The organism is Rhodococcus sp. YL-1, assembly GCF_001942025.1.
GTDB classification, from domain to species: domain Bacteria; phylum Actinomycetota; class Actinomycetes; order Mycobacteriales; family Mycobacteriaceae; genus Rhodococcus_F; species Rhodococcus_F qingshengii.
Genome location: NZ_CP017299.1, coordinates 1,018,931 through 1,040,360, shown reverse-complemented (window position 1 = coordinate 1,040,360; position 21,430 = coordinate 1,018,931). Strand labels below are relative to the sequence as shown.

The following is a 21,430-nucleotide window of genomic DNA, read 5'->3' as shown; positions in this document are numbered from 1 at the left end:
CGACCCGCATTTTTCGGCTTTCGAGCTAGCGTGGACCGCGCAGACGAAGATGCACCATCAACCGGAAGCGGACGTTGGGGTCGTCGAGATCCAACGCGGCCATACCCTTCAACTTGCTGAGGCGATACCGAAAGGTGTTGGGGTGCACGTGCAATGACGCCGCGGCGTCACCGACATCACCGAACGCGTTGAGCCACGCATCGAGAGTGTCCACGAACGAGGTCGCATGAGCGGCGTCGTGGCTGGCGATCGCCTCGATCGGTCCGAGGTCCGAGAACCCTTCGGCTGCAGCTTCCGACGCGATCTCCAACAGGATGGCATCGACGTGGACGCTACTGAAGGTGGCGACGCTGCCCGACGCTCGTCCCGCCAACAACACTTCGAGGGCATGTTCGGCGTCGCGCTTCGATCGGCTCAGCTGCGCCGGTCTGGTCACGACCCGGCCGATCCCGATGATCGTGTCGCCGGACGCTCCGGTGCGGTCCAGGAAGTCCGAGGCCACACGGAACGCCTGCAACTCGGCTTCGGCCGGGGAATGCCCTCGTACAGACAGCACCGCGTAGCCGGTTCCGTTGACCAAGGCTGCCGCCGACTGCGAGTGGACGGCGCCGAGGTGCATGGCCAGAGCGTCGGTCAGTCGCACCACGTGGGCGGCATCGTCCGGCTTCGACGATCCCTCGAAAGACCTACGACCCAAAGCCATCACGAGTGCGGGGCCGGTCCCGAGACCGAGGCGATTCATCGCGTCGACCGCACCTGACCCACCGTCGAGAAGGGTTGCGATCAGGTCTGCGCGCAGTCGGCGCTCGGCGTCGGCACCGCCGCGCAACCGCAACATCTGCAGCGCGATCAACCCGGCTGAATCGCGCAGAGCACGCATCCGGTCGTCGGACATCGGCTCACCGGTTGCCACCCACATGGAGCCGAGGAACTCGTCGCCGGCTCTGATGGACACGGCGATACGACCCATTTTGGTACCGAGGGTCTCGGCCGAGACCCACACCGGATCGTCGCTGCGATAGAGCCGGTCGAAGACCCCGGCCTCTTCGAGCACTCGAATGTACTGGTCAGGAACTTGCCGCTCCAGAACGGTCGCGATACGTGGACCGTCTCCTTCTTCCTGGCGGCCGGAGAAGGCGATGACCCGTGAGCTGCGGTCCTCGATCGTGATCGGCGCATCGAGAAGTGCGCTGACAGCGTTGGCGAAGGCGAACAGATCGCCGGCCGGGCCGCCTCCGCGTGAGTGGATGTGCCCGACTTCGTTTCGGGCCGAGAGCACCGAATGAAGCAGGCTTGTCAGCTGAACCCACGAGACTCCTCGCGCCAAGGCCAACAGCACGACGCCCGAGGCGATGACGGATTCGCGGTCCGCATCGCTGACCTCGGCGGTCACTCGCGCGACCACCACGCGTACTCCGCGCTCGGCCAGGCCGGCCACGGACTCCGCGATACGTTCGCCTCCGGTGACGCCGACGAGCAGCACCATGGAGTCCGGTGTCGAGGGTGAGTCGTCGTCGGGGTCGTGAATGACCACCGAGGCGATCTCCTGGACCGCCTCCGGGTCGCCGACAACCGGATTCAGCACCGTAGTTCCCACGTCTTCGAGAAGCCGCACCAAACTGATGCGAGGTCGTACGGTGCCCACGTCTATCACTCCTTCGTCCGGTGAACGAAGTGTGTCATAGTGATTCGTCAAAGCCGATCCATGCCGATCCATTCGACCGACGTGGTAATTGCTTCGAGCAGGTCGGGGATCGGTTCGACGCCGATGCCCGGTCCTTCCGGAACCTTCACGTAACCGTTGTCGAGTACGAACGGCTCGGTGATGTCTTCGGCGAAGTACCGGTCGGAAGCCGATGTATCGCCTGGTAGGACAAATCCGGGGAGCGCGGCAAGCGCGACGTTGGCGGCCCTGCCGATTCCGGTCTCGAGCATTCCGCCGCACCACACGGCAATTCCGTTGGCCTTGCAGACGTCGTGGATACGACGCGATTCCAGATAACCGCCCACACGTCCCGGTTTGATGTTCACCACGCTGCACGCACCGATTGCCAGCGCGTCGGCGGTGACCTTCGCGGAGGTGATCGACTCGTCGAGGCAGACCGGCGTCCGCATCATCTCGGCCAGCCTGGCGTGGCCGCGCAGTTCCTCTTCGGGAAGCGGCTGCTCGATCAGCAGGAGGTCGAAGTCGTCGAGCCGCTGGAGATGGCGGGCGTCAGCCAGGGTGTACGCGGTGTTCGCGTCGACCTGGAGGAGTACGTCGTCGCCGAACCTCTCGCGGACTGCGCGAACCGCCTCGATGTCCCAGCCCGGTTCGATCTTCAGTTTGATGCGCAGGTATCCGGCATCGAGGAACCCGCCTACCTCCTCTAGCAGCTCATCGATCGAATTCTTGATACCCACCGAGACACCCGCGGGTACGCGATCGACTACTGCACCCAGGTACGAAGACATGCTCGTCCCGGCAGCCCGTAACTCGGCGTCGAGAAATGCGGTTTCCAATGCCGCTTTGGCCATGGGGTGCCCGGCGAACTGTTCCATCGTCGCGCTCAGTGCGTGCACGTCGGGATCGGTGAGTTCACCCAGAGACGGAATCAGGAACTTACGAAGGACTTCGGCGGCGCCGTCCGTGTATTCGGAGCAGTAGCGAGGCTCGGACATCGCCACGCACTCGCCCCAGCCCTCCGACTCCGAGGTGACGACTTTGACGAACAACACGTCCTTGGTGGTCGCGGTGCCGAACGAGGTACGGAACGGCGCTTTCAACGGCATTGCCGCCCGGCGTAATTCAACTCCTTCGATCTTCACGATGTAACCTCCGCTGTTGTCCTGCCTGCCTGTGTTCCCGGCGCACGGTCCAGCACGTACTTTCCGGTTCTGGTAACTGCGAGAACCACTCCGTTCTCGGCGAGCACACCACCGAGAGTCTCGCGGACTGCCAGGCGCCAGTCGTTCGCTGCCGTCGGGTCCGACTTACGCAGTGTGTACACGTCATTCGGTGTAGCCACCGTGACGAATCGATTCTTGGTCGACTTCAACACGGGCAGGCCGGCTTCGGAGACGGACAGCAGTTCGCTCGCCCCCAAGGACTCGGGAGTCGGGACTTCTCCCGAACCGGCGACGACGTCGGCAACCTTGCTACTACCGATTTCCCAGTCGATCAGCAATCGGTCGCTGTCTGCGCCGCCGTTGAGACTGTCGTTCATCGGCGCGTAGAAACGCGGCAGATACTGGATCGGGAACGCACCGAGTTTCGAGACGTTGAAGTAGGCATTGCGTGCGACGAGCGGGTCGAAAGTCCACCGCACGTGGAGAATTCCCCGTTCCAGTGCCCACGCTCGCTGGAACAGTTTCAACGCGAGGCCGATGTGCCCGTTCTGCACGTTCGGGAGGATCCCCGTGATGTGTGAATGCAAAGAACGATGTTGCGGTTCCTCGAAGAATGCAACCGAGCCGCCGATCAGATCCCCGCCACGAAACGCGCCGGCGACGTAGTTACCGGAGTGTGCGAGCGCTTTCATCATGTCCCGATGGACGGGAGGGTTACCGCTCTCCGGCTGCCATACCTTCTCGAACAGACCGAATACCTGTTCCAACTCGGCATGCCCGGTGACGGTTTCGATAGTCACACATGCAAGCAGGGCGGCCTGCTCGGCCTGGCTGATTGCTTGCCGCATCCGTGAAGGCGATACACCTCCGAATGGTTGAACGGTCTTGCGTTGGACATTGTTCGGCGACGTCATAGTCACAGTCCTCCCTCCAGGATTCGAGTCACCAGACCGGCCAACAAGGTGGCGCGCGGGATCATCTGATCTATCTCTACGTGTTCTGTCGCTGCGTGGGCGCCACCGCCGACGGCACCGAGGCCGTCCAACGTGGGAGTTCCTACTGCGGCAGTGAAATTTCCGTCCGATGCACCGCCGACGGCGCAGTCGCGCAGCATCCCCAAACCGCTCTCACTGCTGACCTGGTGAGCGAGAAAGTACAGCTTCTCCGAAGACACTGATTCCAGTGGTCCACGGTTGGGGCCTCCGGACACCGAAATTCGACTTTCGGCCAGCGCCGGTGTCAGTGCACGGATCGAACGGTCGATGCGTTCCTGTTCCTTCGCCGACCACATGCGAACGTCACACCACAGTTGCGCTTGCGCTGCAACAGTATTGGTGGTCGTGCCGCCACTGATCACGGACGGAACCACCGACGTTCCCGCCACCGGGTCCGCGAGCTCCACCACGGCCTGAATCTGGTGTGCGAGCTCCACTACGGCGTTCACACCTCGTTCCGGTTCCAGTCCGGCGTGTGCAGCGCGTCCCTCGATGTCGACGCAGTACAGCGACATACCCTTGCGCGCTGTCTTCACTGCCCCTTCGGCTGCGGCTTCGAGGACCAGCACCGCGTCGACCTGACGTGCTTGCTCCTCGATCAGTGCGCGCGAGGTCGGGGAGCCGATTTCCTCGTCGGAATTGAGGAGCACGACCACCCCGTCGAGCGACGGAAGCGATGCGAGCGCGTGGAAGAGCTGGACGATGCCGGCCTTCATGTCGAAGACTCCGGGTCCGGTGGCGATGTTGTCGGTGACAGACCAGGGCAACTCCGCGAGCGTTCCGAGCGGCCAGACGGTGTCGAAATGGCCCAGGAGCATCACCTTCGGCTCCGCGCCGAACGACCAACGCAAGTGCTGGCGCCCGTCGATGCGGATACGTTCGGGGGTGCTTCCGAGGTGGCGTTCGCCGATGTCGGCCACCACGTCCGCACATGCATCGACTGCGCCGAGATCGGAACTAGGCGACTCGGCGGTTACCAACGCCGCCAGGTCTGCCACCATTGATTTCTTGTCCACTCCGACGCTCTCCTGTCACCGACTTGCAACTTCGCAGTCAAGCTTGGTCGAAGCGACCCTGTCGGATCTTGTCCAAGACTCCTGTCCTTCGGGCTCGGATTCGTCGTGTGTCACGAACAGCTGGGTGTCATCAAGCAGGTGTGTCAGGTACCGATCTCTGTTCGGGCGGCAAACAGCTCGGGAAAGAAGCTCAACTCCAGCGCACGTTGCAGGAAGCCGGCACCACCACTCGAACCGCCGGTCCCCTTCTTCATGCCGATCACCCGCAGCACCGTCCGAAGGTGCCGGAACCGCCACAGCTGAAAGCTCTCCTCGAGGTCGACCAACTCCTCGAACGCTTCGTACGCCGTCCAGTGCTGTTCGACGTTCTCGTAGATTGCTTTGACCAGCGGAATCAGTTCGTCGTTTCGCACGTAGGGCGCGCTGACGTCTCGTTCGAGAGCCGACGCCGGAACGTCGTACCCCTGCCTGGACAGGTACCGCCAGAACTCGTCGTACAGTGTCGGCTCCCCGAGCAGGGTCTCCAACAATCGATGGGCGGACGGATCCGATTCGAACACCTTCAGCATGCCCGCGTTCTTGTTTCCGAGCACGAATTCCACGGCGCGGTACTGGTACGACTGGAACCCCGATGAGTTGCCGAGAACGCCCCTGAACTCCGCATACTCCGCCGGCGTCAGTGTCGCCAGCACCGACCACTGCTCGGTCAAGGTGGCCTGAATGTGTTTGACACGTGCGATCCGCTTGAACGCGACCCGAATGTCGTCGGCAGCGATCGCTGCTCTGGCCGCCCGTATCTCGTGGAGAAACAGCTTGAGCCACAACTCGCTGGTCTGGTGCTGAATGATGAACAAGAGTTCGTCGTGGTGTTCCGGCTCGCTCACCGGGTGCTGCGAATCCAGGAGGGTGTCGAGTCCGAGGTAGGCCCCGTAACTCATCTTCCCGGAAAAATCGGTGACGACGTCGTCTTCGATCTTTCGTGTGCCGTCCGTTGCCGACATCTTCGGTCTCCTTGTCAGAATTTCGCCGGGGTCTGAGGAACGATCATGGCCACCAATGCGGCAGCGCTCGTCGCTCCGACCAGGACTCCGAATGCAGCCATGTACGAGAACTGGTCCACCATCCATCCCATCACGAGCGGGGTGATGAAACCGGCGAACTGACCACAACCGTTGATCAAACCCATTCCGGAACCGAGGAATTCGGCCGGAAGTGCCCGCAACGGCATCGCGAAGATCGACATCGAACACAGACCGCTGATGCCTAGAGCCAACGTCTCGTAGAACGTGAACATCGCGACGGTGTCAGCGGTGGTCATCAGGAACAAAAGGACTGCCGACGTGGCCATACACGGAACCAGAAGGATCCTGGCCCGGTCGTGGAAGTACTTGTCCACCAACCGCCCGCCCACAATCGTGGCCAGCGCCGTGACGATGAAGGGGATTGCGGCAAAGATTCCCGTGTCGATCAGCGAGAGTCCCTTGTCGTTGAGCAGATAACTCGGCACCCAGGTCATCAGCCCGTACGCGGACATGTTGGCCAGGCAGAACAGAATCGCGAACTTCCACACCGACGCGGACTTGAACACCGCGGCGCGAGAGTGCTCGCTCGCCAGAGGTTGCAAGGCTGCCTCGGGATCTTCCGAGATTTCCGTGTCCAGCGGTGCGGGCAGCACCAACCACACCACCGTGCCGATCACTGCGCCGACGATCGCCACCAGCCAGAACGCGTCACGCCACCCCACGGCCATGAGGACCGGCGCGATGATCAGCGGTGCGATGCCGGGGCCGAGGTTGTTGGCGCCGAGCATGAAACCCATCGCGGTCGCTCTGGTTTTCGGACGGGTCCGCTCAGCCAAAGCCTTGAACGACGCCGCTGGAAAGAGCCCCTGGCTGATGCCGAACATCGCACGCATGACCATCAGCGAGACGAGACCCCACGCGAACCCTGTCAACGCTGTGAACACCGACCACAGGATCAAAGCAACGATCAACAGGGGCCTGGGTCCGAAGCGGTCGGCCAACATTCCGCCGGGGACCTGCCCGAGCATGTAGAAGATCGCGAATACCGAGACCACGCCACCCAACTGCGTACTGCTGAGCGAGAATTCGTCGCCGATCATCGGAAGCGCAAGCCCGATCATGACGCGATCCACCATGTCGATCAACCAGATGGTACTGAGCAGCCCCACCGTAACGGTGGTCGTACGACGAATCGACCTGTTGTCCATCATATTTCGAACCGGACCGTCGCTCGCCCGCGACGGTCCTTCCACTGTGACGCGTTCCGCCTTCATCAAGCCTCCCGAATTGTCCTGTGCCGCATGGACTGGAACATTGAAAAGACTGATGAAGTGTGACAGCGAACACGTCTACCGCATTGGTCCGTTTCACCAATAGCCGAAGCAACGATTGGTCGGTCGGAACATGTTCTGCCCCAAGAGATGACAAATGCCGCCGGCGCACACGGCGTCGGCGGCATTTCGCGATGGAGTCGCTACTTCACTACGTGCGATTGGCGACTGCCACGATCGTCGAGACGCCTGCGGCTGCAAGCCGGGCATTGACAGTGATCAGACCGAGAATGTCGTCGACGCTGCCGAGTGTGTGCGAAATCGTACGATCCGAAATCCGTCGCGAGCCGGGAACAGCCTCGGCGAGTTCAGCTCCCGTGGTGGTGGGGTGAACGATCTCGAGGGTCCATTCGTCACGCAGCTCGACCGGCTTCAGTGTGTCGGCCTTACGCACTGCGCGCTCGGCTCCTGCTCGGATCTGCTCGCACGCCAGCGACGGCGGCAGCGAATTGGTTGCCGACCATCCATGTGCCTTCTTGACCTCGACGGTCTCGGTTGTCGGCGAGGCCGCGTCGACCAAGCCGCAGATGATGTCGTCACCCGTCACCAGGCCGACGGGAACGCCCTGGGTGGCAGCGTAGAGGGTGTTGACGTCGGTCTCCGAGACGGACTTGCCGTCGAGGCGGACGTCGGCGAACAAGCTCGAGAACGTGTGCGCCAGGACGCCGGGCCCACCGGCGGGTGCGTGATAGCCGACAAACAGCGCGACGTCGTGATCGGACGTCAGTCCCTCCGCCATGCACTGCATCTTCGGTGTTCCAAAGATCAGACGCGCCCGTGGATCCAGGTCGGCGTGAAGCAGATTGTCCATCGTTCCGTGGCTGTCGTTGACCAGGACGCTCGTCGCACCGGCGTCGAACGCACCGGCGATCGCGGCATTGGTCTCGGCGGTCATGAGCATCTGCGCACGGTGGTAGCCGCCACCGCCGCGGATCGTCTGATCGAGCGTCGCGATACCCGCGATACCCTCCATGTCCACCGAAATATAGACGTGCATTCCTGTCCTCCATCGATCTCAATCGGCTGAATTGATAACTTCGCTTTCACCTTCACACTCGAGCGCATCCGTTTCTTGTCCGCTCGAACGGTGAGTCGGCCTCCATTTGGGACGTTCACACCAGAATCCGATACCCGAGCCGTGAAACCATCGGGACATTCGCCGGGCCAGGCGGTTCGACCAACGACAGGAGTGCAGCGCTGATGCAGGTCCACGACATCGTGTTCACCGGCGGCCGTGTCGTCGATCCCGCATCGGGGACCGACGAGGTTCGGGGCATCGCGATCACCGACGGCAAGGTCTCGGCGTGGGGTCGCGACGCGATCGAAGCCCGGCAGACGATCGACGTGACCGGTCAGGTCATCTGCCCCGGATTCATCGACCTGCACAGCCACGGACAGGAAATCGCCGAGCAGCGACTTCAGGCATTGGACGGAGTCACGACGGCCCTCGAACTGGAAGCCGGCGTCATTCCTGTTGCAAAGGCATATGCCCGGGCCGGCGCCGAGGGCCGCCCGATCAACTACGGCTACGCGACGTCGTGGGCGCACGCCCGAATGATCGAACTCTCAGGGGCCGATCCCGACGGCGACATCAGAACGCTCCTGCACCATCTCGGTTCCCCGAGCTGGCAGGGCGAGCCCACCGCCTCTCAGCGCGCCCACATTCTCGAACTCCTCGAAAACGATCTGGCCGCAGGCGCTCTCGGCATCGGCGTGGTGGTCGGGTACGCGCCGAAATCCGATCCGGTGGAGTACCTACAGGTGGCGGATCTCGCGGCGCGAGCCGGTGTTCCCACCTATACCCATGCGCGCCCTCTCATCTCGGCCGATCCGTCGAGCCCGGTGGATGGTGCCGTCGAAATCGCCCGTGCAGCAGCCGAAACCGGCGCACACATGCACTACTGCCACGTCAACAGCACCTCGGGAATGCACGTCGACCACGCGCTGTCGGTGGTGGCACAGGTTCAGGCAGCCGGATCGCGCGTCACGACGGAGGCGTATCCGTACGGTTCCGGGTCGACGGCCGTCGGAGCTGCATTTCTCGATCCCGACAAGCTGCACCTGATGAATCTGACACCACGGTCGCTGACATTCGTACCCACCGGTGAACGTATCGCGGACCGCAAGCAGCTGGAACATCTTCGGGCCACCGACCCCGGTGGACTGGTGCTGGTGGAGTTCCTCGACGAGAACGACACCGTGCAGCGCGAATTCCTCGAACGGGCGATGACTTTCGATCGCGCCGCCATCGCGAGCGACGCGATGCCACTGACCTGGCCCGGCCGTTCGCCTGCCGACTCATTGCAGTGGCCACTGCCGGAGAAGGCACTCGGCCACCCCCGCGGCGCAGGCACCTATGCACGTGCGATTCGTACGCTGTACCGCGAGCGTCGGCTGCTGTCGCTGTCGGAGATCATCGCGCGCTGCTCGTTGATCCCTGCGCAGATTCTGGAGGAGTCGGTTCCCTCGATGGCGACGAAAGGCCGGATCAGCCCCGGTAGCGACGCGGACATCCTCGTTTTCGACCCCGAGCGAATCACCGACAACGCCACGTACATCGACGGCACCCGCCCCTCCACCGGTATCAGCCGCGTGCTGGTCGGCGGAGTACCCGTCGTCGAAGACGGTGTCGTGGTCCAGGACGCGTTGCCTGGTCGCCCGGTACGCCGCTCGTAGCCGGATCTCATTCTGACCTGCATAGTTCTGACAGAAAGTCACCACACATGAACACATCGTCTGCAATCAACGGCACAATCGATGCCATGACGGATTTCGCGAACCCCCCGATCGGTTGGCAGCACAAGGCCTTCGGCACCGACCTCGAAGGTCGCGACGGTTCCGACCTCGAGCCGCTGGGGATCTCGGCACTCGACGGCAACCTCCTGCTACCCGTGATGACACTCAACCGTGCAGCGATCGCGCACAATGTCGACCTCATGGCGCAGTTCTGCTCCGACCACGATGTGGATCTGGCGCCTCACGCGAAGACCACGATGAGCCCCGAACTGGTTCGACGGCAACTCGACGCCGGGGCTTGGGCGATGACGGCGGCAACCGTTGCGCAGGCACGCATTCTGCGTGAGTTCGGTGTGGACACCATCATCATCGCCAGCCAGGTTCTCGATCCCGCCGGTATTCGGTGGATCTGCGACGCCCAGGCCACCGACCCCGATTTCTTCGTCACCACCCTCGTGGACTCGGTCGAGAGCGTCCGCCTGATGGAACAGTTGATCGCGAAAGTCTCACCGGCCAGCCGTATCCGGGTTCTCGTCGAACTCGGCTACGACAGCGGACGCGCGGGCGCTCGCACTGTCGAGCAAGCACTCGACGTCGCACGCGCAGCATCGCAGGCACCTTCGTTGATACTCACCGGAGTCGAGGGGTTCGAGGGCATGATGCCCGGAGCCTCGGTAGCAGCCCGCCGTATCTCCGTCGATTCGTATCTCAAATCCGCGCGGGTTTTCACGGAAATCTGTGTGGCCGAGAACCTGTTCGAGAACAACTCCGCGAAGGCTCCCCAGCCACTGGTCACTTTCGGCGGCAGTGCGTTTCACGATCTCGTTGTGCGCGAACTGGCCGGACGGTGGGCACTCGACAACGGTGTACGCATCGTGCTGCGCAGCGGTTGCTATATCACCCATGATCACGGTCTCTATGCCGAAACTTCGCCGTGGGCTGACGGTCCGCGAACTCTGCAGGGAGCCGCAGAGGTCTGGGGCGTAGTGCTCTCCATACCTGAACCCGGACGGGTGATCCTGGGCTTCGGCCGCCGCGATGCCGGTTCCGACGCAGGCTTTCCCATAGTCCTGTGGCGCCGACGCGACGGATCCAACCGATCAGCGCGAGAGCTGACGATCACCGCACTCAACGACCAGCACGCGTACGTCGACGTTCCGGCTGACTTCGACGTGAAGGTCGGCGATCTGCTCGGTTGCGGAATCTCGCATCCCTGCACCACATTCGACAAGTGGTCACTGATTCCCGAGGTCGATTCGGATTACCGCGTCGTCGGCACGGTGCACACCTACTTCTGAGGGGCCGGTTGCGGTAATCCGGCGTCAGTCGTCCTTCGGGTCACGCGGCAATTCGACGCGGAACGTCGTCCCCTGCCCGAGGGAGGTCTCGACGCTGACGGTTCCGTCGTGCGCTGCAACCAAAGCCGAAACGATGGACAGGCCGAGACCGGCGCCCCCGGTCTCACGGGTGCGAGAGGTGTCGGCGCGGTAGAAACGCTCGAAGATCCGCGCGGCATCCTCGTCACTCAAACCCTGACCGGTATCCGAAACCTCGACCACCGCGGAGTTCTCGGTCGTACCGACACGAACGGTGACCTGCGCATCCGGCGGCGTGTGTTTGATCGCGTTGCCCACCAGATTGGCGACTACCTGACGCAGCCTGGCCTCGTCACCATGCACTTCGGGCAGGCCTGGGCCGCCGGTCATCTGAAGTTCGACAGTTCGATCCGGTGCGATCGCTCGTGCCGCCTGTACCGAATCCGCCGCAACTGCAAGCAGATCCACAGGCTTGTTCTCGAGTGGACGCTGTTCGTCGAGTCTTGCCAGCATGAGCAGATCTTCGACCAGAAGTCCCATCCTCGACGCCTCGCCCTCGATCCGGTTCATCAGCGTTTCCGTATCAGTCATGGCGCCTTGGCGATACAACTCGGCGAACCCACGAATAGTCGTCAAGGGTGTGCGCAACTCGTGGCTCGCGTCGCCGACAAACCTACGCATCTTCTCCTCGGAACGCCGGGCCGATTCCTCCGAAGCCTCGGTCGCGGCAAATGCGTGCTGAATCTGCGCGAGCATTCCGTTGAGCGCCACGGACAGTCGACCGACCTCGGTGCGGTCATCGCGCTCCGGAACACGTCGATGAAGGTCGCCGGCGGCAATGGCAGCGGCAGTTTCCTCCACCTCGACAAGCGGACGGAGGCTCCGACGAACCACGAAATACGCTGCGCCGCCGAGGATCAGCAGGACAACGAGGCCGATGCCGAGTTGCAGGCCGACCAAGTCGTCGACGGTCTGCTCGTTATCCGTCAGTCGCACACCGATAGTCGTGGTCGTGCCGTCGCGGACCGTCGTGAGAACCCGCCAGTTCACGTCCGAACCGTCGCTCGATCCGACGGTGATCGGGCCGTTGGTGGAATCTTTCGACAGGTCGGGTTCGGTCGTCGTCGACTTGTCGTTCAGGATGATCACCCGTCCGTCCGGGGTCACGGTCCGAACGAAGAAGGGGCTGGGTGGGCGGGTGCCCGGGCCGACGTCACTGGGCGGCTGCAGGTCTCTACTGTGCGGCTTTGCCCAACCGTCGACCGCTTCGTACAGCGTTTTGTCGGTTCGCTGGGTCAGTGAATTCTCGAGAGCAGAAGTGACCGCTACACCCGACGCCAACAGACCCAGCGCGGCCAACACCAGCAAGGCCGCAACCAGGGTGAAGCGCAGCGGCAGTGAATGGAGACGGAAACGACCCCGCTTCGGAAGCTGATCGTTTTCCGCGGCGGCGATCATTGCCGCGGTTCACGCATCACGTAGCCGACCCCACGCAGTGTGTGAATCAGCGGTGTCTCCCCCGTGTCCACCTTGCGCCGCAGGTAGGAAACGTAGGACTCGACAACTCCGACCTCCCCACCGAAGTCGTAATTCCAGACGTGGTCGAGAATCCGCGGTTTGCTGAGAACCGTCCCGGCGTTGACCATGAAGTATCGGAGCAGTGTGAACTCGGTGGGCGAGAGTGCAACCAACTCGCCCTTCTTCCAGACCTCGCGGGTGTCGTCGTCGAGTTCGATGTCGGCGAACTTCACCCGCGGCGACTGCTCCGGCGCGACCCCGCGACCGGCGCGGCGCAGGATGACCCGCAACCGCGTCACGACTTCTTCGAGGCTGAACGGCTTGGTCACGTAGTCGTCCGCGCCGAGGGTCAGGCCGCTGATCTTGTCGTCGAGCGAATCCTTCGCCGTCAGAAACAGGACGGGCGCGTCCACACCGTCGGCGCGCAGGCGTCGAAGCAGACCGAAGCCGTCCATCCCGGGCATCATGACGTCGAGAACGATCGCGTCGGGACGGAATGTCCGTGCGACGTCCAGGCCTTGGGCGCCGCTCGAAGCAGTTGCCACCTCGAAACCCTGGAATCGGAGGCTCACGGAGAGCAACTCCACGATGGTGGGTTCGTCGTCGACAACGAGGATGCGGGCTTCGGGGGTCTTGTCGGTCACGAGAACCATCTTCTCCCCTGCCACTGGATTCCCGCTGTATGTTCCCTGGGAGCTTCCTGTGAACGGCCGAGTGCATGTGATGGACTGAGTACAGGTGAAAAGCCAGGTGCAGGTGAAAAGCCGGGTGCAGCTGAAAAGCTGGGGTGCAGGCCCACGAACCGGAAGGATGCGGCATGTCACTACCCCCACTGTGGAACATGGAGTGCTTGACCTGGCGTATTCCTCTGTTCACCAACAACTCCGATACCGGCGAGGATCCCGGCTTCGCGCCACCGGAGTCTTGGGCACAGGCCCTCGCAGGTGTTGCCCAAGATCTGCGTTGCCTGCGATTCGGACCTGAAGTTGTTGTCGACCGTTTGATCTGGGAATTTTCGATCAACAGCGACTACAACGTCACGATCGGCTGGCAAGGCACACGTGACATCAGCGGATTCAGCTACTTCAACGCACTGTCGATGGAGACTGCATTCGCGGACGCTGCGGTGTGGGTCGCCGACGCAGTTCAGACAAATTTGGCCGGCTACGACTTCGTTCAGTGGCCGAGTCGAGGACGCCATCTGCTGGTTCCTCGACTTCGAGACGGGGAACCGGTGTGGATGGATCCGCACGGCGATGTGACGATCAGTCGTATCGGCGGGTTGTGCAAAAATTCGACGAATTATGCAGCAACGTAGCCCAGTTCAAATCGCTCAGCTCTACGGTCCTGTGGCGTCCGCGCTGGTCGGCGGTGTGGTAGCCGCGTACGCAGTGGCCGAGTCCCGAGTTGACGACTTCTCCTTCTCCGACGCCGGCGTTATCTCGGTGGTGATCACGCCGCAGTGGGCGGGAGCAACTGCCGCTGTGGTTGCGGCCGTCGGCGTAGCGCTACTGCATCGCTGGGGACGTGGCGGTCTCGCGAGTGTCTTCGCTGTAGTCGGCGCCCTCGCCATCGCGCTACCTGCATTCGTCCCCGTCTCCGCCCAGATTTCGGTGACTCTGAACGCAATCGGAGCAGGCGCTTTCCTCGCGGCAGCGGCATTTCCGACGAAGGGGCACCGCGGAGCACAAACCGCTCTCGGACTCGGCGTAACCACGACGACCCTGTACTTCGGCGCAGCGGACTTATGACGCGATCGCGTCCCCAGGTGGTCGCTCACACTTCCGGGCGATTCCTACCCCGTGCCGTCCACGGTTCCCGTCTGGATTCTGCTCGCCGCAACTCTTCTCGTGGGTGGAGTCGCCGCACTCGCACGACCGAATCAGGAGCCGGGCGACATCGACGCACGCCTGGTGAAGCTGGGAGTTGTTCTGCCCCTGGTATTCACGGCTCTCTATGTGTGGTTGGGCTCGACGACATCACCTGGGTCATGGGTGATCGCGGTGGTATTGGCGGTTGCCGTTACCGTCGCACTGGCTTGGCGGTTGCCGCCACACGACGGTCGTTTCGTACTCGTCGGACTGGCAGTCAGCGCGGTTTCGGTCAGCTCGATTTCCTTTCCATCCGACTGGACCTGGGCGATGCCCGCGGGAGCTGCTGCCCTGGCGTTGGGCGTCGTCGTCGGCTGGAGAAGACCGATGCCGCAACTCGGGCTGGGACTCCTTGCCGTGACTGCACTCTCGGGATTGCTGGATGCCGCCCCGACCACGGTTGCCTACGTCCTCATCCTCCCGCTTGCGCTGGGACTGGCCGTCACGTCATGCATGCCTGTTGCCGTCGAAGCAGTCTCGAGCGGGGCGATGCTGCCCGTCGCTTTCACGTTGTTCTCGGTTTCACCGACCTTCTTGGACCCGGGCTCGCGGGAATTCGGGTGGTCTACCGGTGTGCTCGTCGAACACGGACCGGCCGCCGTGAACACGCCGATTCCTCTGACTGTTCTCGCTGCGACGGCGACGATCGTGGTGTCCGTGTCGACCATCCATCTGAAGAGAGTTCGAACGGCGGTGGTGACCTAAATCGCCAGCTGATCGGGTCGGAACGCAGAATTCTGTTGCTATGGTTGGGTGGTCAACGACGACATCCGGACGAGCGCACCGTACCCGGCCAGCGAAAAGACGGTGCCTTGGGAGTTGTTCACCATGGCATGGATCGTGCTCGTCATTTCCGGACTTTTCGAAGCTGTCTGGGCTACCGCACTCGGTAAGTCCGACGGATTCAGCAAGATGTCGCCCACCATCGTCTTCGTCCTCGGCCTGATCGTCAGTATGGCCGGCCTCGCGTATGCAATGCGTACCCTTCCCATCGGGACTTCCTACGCGATCTGGGTCGGCATCGGCGCCGCCCTGACCGTGGGATATGCGATGATCACCGGCGCGGAGTCCACGTCGATCGTCAAGATACTGCTGATCCTGGGCATCGTCGGCTGTGTCGTCGGTCTGAAGGTCCTTCACTGACCGGCGATCCTGGTGAGTGTTTGTGTGTTACCGGTTACAGTTAACGCATGAAACTGCTGGAGATGCTCACGCTTCCCCTACGCGCGGGCATTGCAGCCGCAGAGATCAGTTTGGGAATCGCCGAGCTGACGGTCACGACAGTTCGTATCGCCGTCGGCAATACCGGCGCGGTGACGGCGGGTGCTGCCGGCTTGGCAAGCCCCCGCGGACCCATGCAGATGATCCAGCAGTTGTCATCACTCACCGCTGACGATCGGCCCATCGGGCAGGCCTTGGCCCCCGGTGGGCCACTCGATCGACTTCTCTCCCCCGGCGGTCCGGTCGACAAACTGACTGCACCCGACGGCACTCTCGAACGACTACTCGCTCCCGGCGGACCACTCGAAAGACTTCTTGCCCCCGGCGGACCGCTGGATAGGGTGCTCGCCGAGAACGGCGCATTGGAACGCTTGCTCGCGCCGGACGGTCTCCTCGACCGAATGATGGCGGAGGACGGTCCGCTTGAACGCCTGACAGCGCAAGACGGTGCCGTCGAACGCCTGACTGCCAAGGACGGTGTCATCGATCGCGCACTGGCCGAGAACGGCATCCTCGAAACACTCCTGGCAGAGAACGGCGCCTTCGAACGGCTCATCGCCGAAGGCGGCCCGCTTGACCAGATCGTTGCACTGTCCGACACCTTGACTTCCCTCGCCCCCAACCTCGAGCGGATGAGCGCGAGCATCGAGGTCCTTCAGGAAACCGTCGGAATCCTCAGCGCTGCAGTCGGTCCACTCGGAGAACTTGCCGGCAAACTTCCCAATCGGTGGCTCAAGAGCAAGAGCGACCGCCCAGGGCCGGACCTTCCGATCGAATCGGCATAACAAACGGTTACTCGCCGATTACGCGGTCAGTTGTTGATCACGATGTTGAGGTTGATGATGATTCCGCCGAAAGTCAGGATCGTGTTGGCCAAGCCAACGGTCATTCCACTGTTCAGAGCCGCGATCAGTCCGTTCATCGTCGTATCCCCTTCACTGTCTACGGGTTACGCGTACAAGATTGTGCGCTGGCGCTGACAATAGGCCAAGTTCGTGACCTGCGCGCCATTGCGGAGAAAACTTGTACCCCGGTCGCAGTTTCCACGTTAACTGTTGCAGGACAACATAATTCCAAGATCGGCGCGGTACCCGCTAACGGCCGAATCAAACATCACGATTGGGCATACGCAGACCACTTCACATAACCGTCCGCCCCATCAGACACTTGTCCACCGAAACAGAGTGCACAACAGTTAGTCCGGTGCAACAATGAGACGAATCGGACATGCCTGCGACGTGATGGGGAAGGGTGGTTGAGACAATGACGGCGCCGCGCATCGCCAGAGGACACCGCGGCCCCACCGGGGGCCGAAATTCCGCGTCACAGAACAGCCTGGACGCCGCCTCGGACGCCCTGCAATCGCTGTACGCGCACCTCGATCCACATGCCCAGGCCGAGCAATTTCTCGAACAAGTCTGCAGGCATGCCGTCGATCTCATCGCCGACGCCGACATGGCCGGAATTACCATCGGCGGTTCGGACACGACATTCCGAACCGTCGCCGCCACCCACCAACTTGTTCGCACCGTCGACTCGATCCAATTCCGACTGGACTACGGACCGAGTGTGACGTCGTCACGCACGGGAACCGTTGTCCGCGCACATGCCAGCGAAGCCCACAGCCGGTGGCCTCAATTCGCAAGCGCGGCAAAGGCAGTCGGCGCCGTCAGCTTCTTGTCCATGCCACTGCCTGGCCGGGAACGCCCTCTCGGAACCCTCAATCTCTACAGCCACGACCTCCGAGGTTTCACCGGCGCCGACGTGGCATTGCTCCAACTGTTCGCCGTGACCTCGGCCTACGCGCTGCACAGCTCGCAGCGCCTCGACATCGCCAGAAAGCACGCAATGGACCTCGAGCGAGCACTCGAATCGCGAGGCGTCATCGAACAGGCCAAGGGCATCATCATGGGCACCCACCACGTCGACGCCGACCGAGCCTTCCGCATTCTCATCCAGGACTCGCAGCGCAGCAACGTCAAACTGCGAGTGATCGCCCAGCAGTACATCGACGGCGCGATCGACCCGCGCCAGGCTACGAACAAGCCCGAGACCAACTGAACCGGGCGCCTATCGGCACCTCAGCAAATACAGAGGCACCCACCACATTGGTGAGTGCCTCCTCTTTCGGAGCCTCCTGTCGGGATTGAACCGACGACCTTTCGCTTACAAGGCGAGTGCTCTACCACTGAGCTAAGGAGGCGAAGACCGACGCGTTGCCGCGACTGACTTTGCGGAGCCATCATATCCAAGCCGTCACGGTGGCCGCGCGCGGGTCACGTTAGATAGCGTGGGCCCCATGCGCAACTCCCACTCCGCCCCCTGATGGCGAAATTCACCGAAGTACTCACACGCCTGACGGGAAACCGGCAAGCCACCGTCGACACGGTCACGTCGGCTCCCGCACCGCTTCAACCGATCGACCTGACAGACGACGCCGTCGTCGCAGAGGTCCTGGACCTCGCGGTTCGGGTGGGCGAAGTCCTCCTCGCATCCGGAACCGCGGCCATGGACACCGCTGAGCAGGTGCAGTTCATCGCCGCCACGTACGGCCTTGCCCAGTGTGACGTCGACGTCACTTACAACTCGATTGTGCTCTCTGCCTATCGCGGCCCGACGCGACCGCCGGCGAGCACGATGCGCATCGTCCACTACCGCTCGATGGACTTCACGCGGCTGGCGGCCGTCGACCGTCTGACACGTCGTATCCGCCGTGAGGCGATCACACCGGACCAAGCGCACGACGCGCTCACAGCCATCACGACGGCGCCGCACCCGTACAACCGGTGGACCGCGACCATGGCCTGGGCTGCGATGGCGGCTTCGGTCTCCGTCCTGCTCGGCGGCGGGTTCCTCGTTGCCACAGTCGCGTTTCTGACGACGATGGTCATCGATCGAGTCAACCGCGTACTGAACCGGTTCGGATTACCGTTCTTCTTCCAGCAGGTTGTCGGTGGTCTCATCGCGGCTGCGCCCGCCGCCACGCTCTATACATTTCAGGACCAGCTGGGGATCAGTATCCGGCCGTCGTTGGTCATCGCGGCCGGAGTGGTCGTTCTACTGTCCGGGCTGTCGTTGGTGGGCTCGGTCCAGGACGCGATCATGGGTGCACCCATTACAGCTGTCGCGCGATTCTTCGAAGTGGTGATGATGACGGGCGGCATCATCGCGGGCGTCGCAATCTCGTTGCGAATGACCGGGATGTTGGGTTCGACGCTTCCACCGATCAATGTGGAAGTCTCCACCATCACGCAGTTGCCGATCCTCATGCTCTCCGGTGCGTGTGCGTCGGTGTTCTACGCGCTCGCCTGCTACGCCGAGCGGCGTGCACTCACCGCGGCGTTCCTGGGCGGTGCGGCAGGCAGTGGTGTGTCGATCTTCGTGCAGACACTCGACGTCGGTCCCGTGATCGCCGCCGCAATCGCCGCAACCGTGGTCGGTCTTGCCGGTGGTCTGATGGCTCGCCGCGCACTGACGCCTCCGCTGGTTGTCGCGGTCGCAGGCATCACTCCGCTGCTCCCCGGTCTGTCGCTGTACCGAGGCCTGTACGCGCTGCTCAACGACCAGGTACTGATCGGATTGACTGCCTTGCTGTCGGCCTTCGGCATCGGCTGCGCCCTGGCCGCGGGCGTCACGCTCGGCGAATGGGGAGCGCGCACGCTGCGTCGTCCACGGATTCTGATGCGCGTGGACTCGCTACGTCGCCCGATGGTCCGCAAGCGCAGGCGTCGAGTTCCCGTCACCGAGAAGTAGGCGTCGTTCAAGCAGAAAGAGCTGGGCACCTGACGGTGCCCAGCTCTTTTCTGTTCACTCGGGGGTTCCGAGCGGTGAGAGAATCAGCTCTCGACTGCGTGCTTTCCACCGGCAGCCTGATCGGCTTCCATGGCCTCACGCAGGCTCTTCGGACGCATGTCGGTCCAGTTGGCCTCGACGTATTCGAGGCACGCCTTGCGGCTGTCTTCACCGAACACCACTCGCCAGCCGGCGGGGACCTCGGAAAACGTGGGCCACAGCGAGTGCTGGTCCTCGTCGTTCACCAGCACGTAGAAGCGGCCGTCTTCGTCATCGAAAGGGTTAGTGCTCATCTCGCCTCACTCGTTACGTACGTGTCTTGTGCGCCCAGACTAGCAAGCGCACCAGTTCGGTTCTGGTGGCTCAGCACCGACGCCAGAATCTCCCCCGCCCGCACTGCCACGTTCGACAGCAGCGACGACGTCAATCCGTGAGTCTGTTCTGTCCCACCCTGCAGATAGATACCGCCTGTCACGTCCTCCGTTACAGCCAGTCGATAATCCCGACTGACGTTACGCGGAACGGACGAATCCGGCACGAGTTCACCCAACAAATCGTCCAGAGGTGCCGGGGTGAAACCCGTGGCCAGAATGAGTGCGTCGCACGCCAGCGTGTCGGTCAAGCCGTCGAGATTGCTACGGACAGCCAGTTCGATGCCGGATTCGGTCTCCACGGCACTCGTGATCTCCGAGGCCCGACGCATGAACAGTCGCCGCGGCCCACGAACCATCTCCTGATACTCGGTGGCATACAGCTTGTTGATCAGTTCGATGTCGACGACCGAGTAATTGGTACTGCGGTGCAGATCGAGCAGTCGGCGTCGTTCCGCGGCGTCTGCACCGTGCAGCTGATCGACGGCTTCGGGATCGAAGATGCGGTTCGCGTACGGGCTGTCGTCTGCCGGGCTGTAGCCGTAGCGGGCAAAAACACTGTGAACTTCGGCGTTCGGGTAGTTCGCGTGCAGGTAGTCGACGATCTCCGCGGCACTCTGGCCGGCGCCGAGAACGACGAACCGGTTGTGTACGGGCTCCGGCATTGCTTCGAGATGGAAGAGGAACTGGTGATTGTGGAAGCACCGCGACGAAGGCGTCGCCCACTCCGGGATCCGCTCTTTCAGTCCGGCTCCGACAACGATGTTGCGCGCGATCACCGTTTCACCGTCGGCGGTGCGAACCGCAAAGCGATCGACAACGCCGTCGGAGTTCTTGATGCCCTCGACCCCGTCGACGGTTGTACCGAACTGCACGTCCGCGTCGACTCGTCGAGCTGCCCAGCACAGGTAGTCGTTGAATTCGTGGCGCGTGGGGAAGAAGGTCTGGTGGTTGACGAAGTCGACCAGTCGACCCTGCTCGAACAGATACGAGAAGAAGCTGTATCCGCTCTGTGGATTCCGGAACGTCACCAGGTCCTTCGGAAACGCGATCTGCATGGTGGCACCGTCGAGCAGCATCCCGGGATGCCACGCGAACTGAGACTGCTTTTCGAAGAACCGCGCGTTCACCCGATCAACGGCCGCACAATTTGCATTGTGTTCTTCGACAGCAATGGCCAACGCGAGGTTGGCCGGACCGAACCCGACGCCGACGATGTCGACAATGGCAGGTTCGGCGCTGGAGTCTCTTGGTGATTCACTCATTACAGGTAGTCCATCCCCGACGGAACGACCTGGTACGGCCGCCAATCGATGTCCCGAAGTAAGTAGCAAAGGCTACCCTTAATGAGGTGAGGGTATCAACACTGTGAGCCCCCGTATAGCGGTCGACCCCACGGAGCGATGCGACGT

20 protein-coding genes, 1 tRNA gene and 1 riboswitch are annotated in these 21,430 nt (G+C 62.5%); of the genes, 9 read left to right on the top strand and 12 right to left on the bottom strand.

Features of this window, described 5'->3' with window-relative positions; genetic code table 11:
* Positions 1-25: 25 nt before the first annotated feature.
* The 7 genes from BH682_RS04825 to BH682_RS04795 form a co-directional block, all read right to left on the bottom strand.
* Entirely contained in the window at positions 26-1,645 is a 1,620-nt protein-coding gene (locus BH682_RS04825) for a PucR family transcriptional regulator (RefSeq protein WP_058039306.1), read from the bottom strand.
* A 47-nt stretch (positions 1,646-1,692) separates the two neighbouring features.
* Positions 1,693-2,808: an o-succinylbenzoate synthase gene (gene menC, locus BH682_RS04820; protein WP_075832252.1), complete on the bottom strand. Its 1,116-nt coding sequence runs from the start codon at positions 2,806-2,808 to the stop codon at positions 1,693-1,695.
* Entirely contained in the window at positions 2,805-3,743 is a 939-nt protein-coding gene (locus BH682_RS04815) for a GNAT family N-acetyltransferase (protein WP_202426978.1), read from the bottom strand. The genes menC and BH682_RS04815 overlap by 4 nt, the downstream gene beginning before the upstream one ends.
* Before the next feature lie 2 nt (positions 3,744-3,745).
* Positions 3,746-4,840, bottom strand: a complete 1,095-nt coding sequence (locus BH682_RS04810; RefSeq protein ID WP_075832250.1) for a M20 family metallopeptidase — start codon at positions 4,838-4,840, stop codon at positions 3,746-3,748.
* A gap of 143 nt (positions 4,841-4,983) precedes the next feature.
* Positions 4,984-5,841: a tryptophan 2,3-dioxygenase gene (locus BH682_RS04805; RefSeq protein ID WP_003945883.1), complete on the bottom strand. Its 858-nt coding sequence runs from the start codon at positions 5,839-5,841 to the stop codon at positions 4,984-4,986.
* A 14-nt stretch (positions 5,842-5,855) separates the two neighbouring features.
* Entirely contained in the window at positions 5,856-7,136 is a 1,281-nt protein-coding gene (locus BH682_RS04800; RefSeq protein ID WP_037132270.1) for an MFS transporter, read from the bottom strand.
* 208 nt (positions 7,137-7,344) lie between these two features.
* The gene (locus tag BH682_RS04795; RefSeq protein ID WP_007734371.1) at positions 7,345-8,190 is read right to left on the bottom strand and encodes a M55 family metallopeptidase; all 846 of its coding nucleotides are present in this window, start codon (positions 8,188-8,190) and stop codon (positions 7,345-7,347) included.
* Between the two features lie 203 nt (positions 8,191-8,393).
* On the opposite strand from BH682_RS04795, the gene BH682_RS04790 reads away from it, so the two are divergent.
* On the top strand, positions 8,394-9,869 hold the full coding sequence (locus BH682_RS04790; RefSeq protein ID WP_058039182.1) for an amidohydrolase family protein: 1,476 nt from the start codon (positions 8,394-8,396) through the stop codon (positions 9,867-9,869).
* 47 nt (positions 9,870-9,916) lie between these two features.
* Positions 9,917-11,227, top strand: a complete 1,311-nt coding sequence (locus tag BH682_RS04785; protein WP_075832248.1) for an alanine racemase — start codon at positions 9,917-9,919, stop codon at positions 11,225-11,227.
* 24 nt (positions 11,228-11,251) lie between these two features.
* Here BH682_RS04785 and BH682_RS04780 read toward each other — a convergent pair whose 3' ends face one another.
* Together BH682_RS04780 and BH682_RS04775 are read right to left on the bottom strand one after the other, a co-directional pair.
* Positions 11,252-12,703 (bottom strand): sensor histidine kinase, encoded by a 1,452-nt coding sequence (locus BH682_RS04780; RefSeq protein WP_003945873.1) that lies wholly within the window; start codon positions 12,701-12,703, stop codon positions 11,252-11,254.
* A complete protein-coding gene (locus tag BH682_RS04775; RefSeq protein WP_007734368.1) occupies positions 12,700-13,416 on the bottom strand; it encodes a response regulator transcription factor in 717 nt (238 codons plus the stop codon). Before BH682_RS04775 ends, BH682_RS04780 begins: the two co-directional genes overlap by 4 nt.
* Positions 13,417-13,580: 164 nt before the next feature.
* Between BH682_RS04775 and BH682_RS04770 the strand changes: the two genes are divergently transcribed.
* The 6 genes from BH682_RS04770 to BH682_RS04750 all read left to right on the top strand — a co-directional run bounded on the left by BH682_RS04770 (position 13,581) and on the right by BH682_RS04750 (position 17,916).
* Positions 13,581-14,081: a hypothetical protein gene (locus BH682_RS04770; protein WP_075832246.1), complete on the top strand. Its 501-nt coding sequence runs from the start codon at positions 13,581-13,583 to the stop codon at positions 14,079-14,081.
* Positions 14,068-14,514, top strand: a complete 447-nt coding sequence (locus tag BH682_RS36640) for a hypothetical protein (RefSeq protein ID WP_223304389.1) — start codon at positions 14,068-14,070, stop codon at positions 14,512-14,514. Before BH682_RS04770 ends, BH682_RS36640 begins: the two co-directional genes overlap by 14 nt.
* Before the next feature lie 51 nt (positions 14,515-14,565).
* The gene (locus BH682_RS36635) at positions 14,566-15,339 is read left to right on the top strand and encodes a hypothetical protein (RefSeq protein ID WP_223304388.1); all 774 of its coding nucleotides are present in this window, start codon (positions 14,566-14,568) and stop codon (positions 15,337-15,339) included.
* Between the two features lie 43 nt (positions 15,340-15,382).
* Positions 15,383-15,448: riboswitch (guanidine-III (ykkC-III) riboswitch) on the top strand.
* Positions 15,449-15,462: 14 nt separating this feature from the next.
* A complete protein-coding gene (locus tag BH682_RS04760; protein ID WP_007734365.1) occupies positions 15,463-15,777 on the top strand; it encodes a DMT family transporter in 315 nt (104 codons plus the stop codon).
* A 47-nt stretch (positions 15,778-15,824) separates the two neighbouring features.
* Positions 15,825-16,640 carry a hypothetical protein gene (locus BH682_RS04755; RefSeq protein WP_003945831.1) on the top strand — a complete coding sequence of 272 codons (816 nt, stop codon included), beginning with the start codon at positions 15,825-15,827 and terminating at the stop codon, positions 16,638-16,640.
* A gap of 478 nt (positions 16,641-17,118) precedes the next feature.
* The gene (locus tag BH682_RS04750) at positions 17,119-17,916 is read left to right on the top strand and encodes a GAF and ANTAR domain-containing protein (protein ID WP_075832244.1); all 798 of its coding nucleotides are present in this window, start codon (positions 17,119-17,121) and stop codon (positions 17,914-17,916) included.
* A 70-nt stretch (positions 17,917-17,986) separates the two neighbouring features.
* On the opposite strand, the gene BH682_RS04745 is transcribed toward BH682_RS04750, so the two are convergent.
* Positions 17,987-18,058, bottom strand: a tRNA-Thr gene (locus BH682_RS04745).
* 122 nt (positions 18,059-18,180) lie between these two features.
* Between BH682_RS04745 and BH682_RS04740 the strand changes: the two genes are divergently transcribed.
* Entirely contained in the window at positions 18,181-19,608 is a 1,428-nt protein-coding gene (locus BH682_RS04740; protein WP_007734361.1) for a threonine/serine ThrE exporter family protein, read from the top strand.
* 83 nt (positions 19,609-19,691) lie between these two features.
* Here BH682_RS04740 and BH682_RS04735 read toward each other — a convergent pair whose 3' ends face one another.
* Positions 19,692-19,940, bottom strand: coding sequence for an MbtH family protein (locus tag BH682_RS04735; protein WP_003945538.1), 249 nt, complete (start codon positions 19,938-19,940; stop codon positions 19,692-19,694).
* The gene (locus BH682_RS04730; RefSeq protein ID WP_007734359.1) at positions 19,937-21,283 is read right to left on the bottom strand and encodes a lysine N(6)-hydroxylase/L-ornithine N(5)-oxygenase family protein; all 1,347 of its coding nucleotides are present in this window, start codon (positions 21,281-21,283) and stop codon (positions 19,937-19,939) included. The genes BH682_RS04735 and BH682_RS04730 overlap by 4 nt, the downstream gene beginning before the upstream one ends.
* Positions 21,284-21,430: the final 147 nt, after the last annotated feature.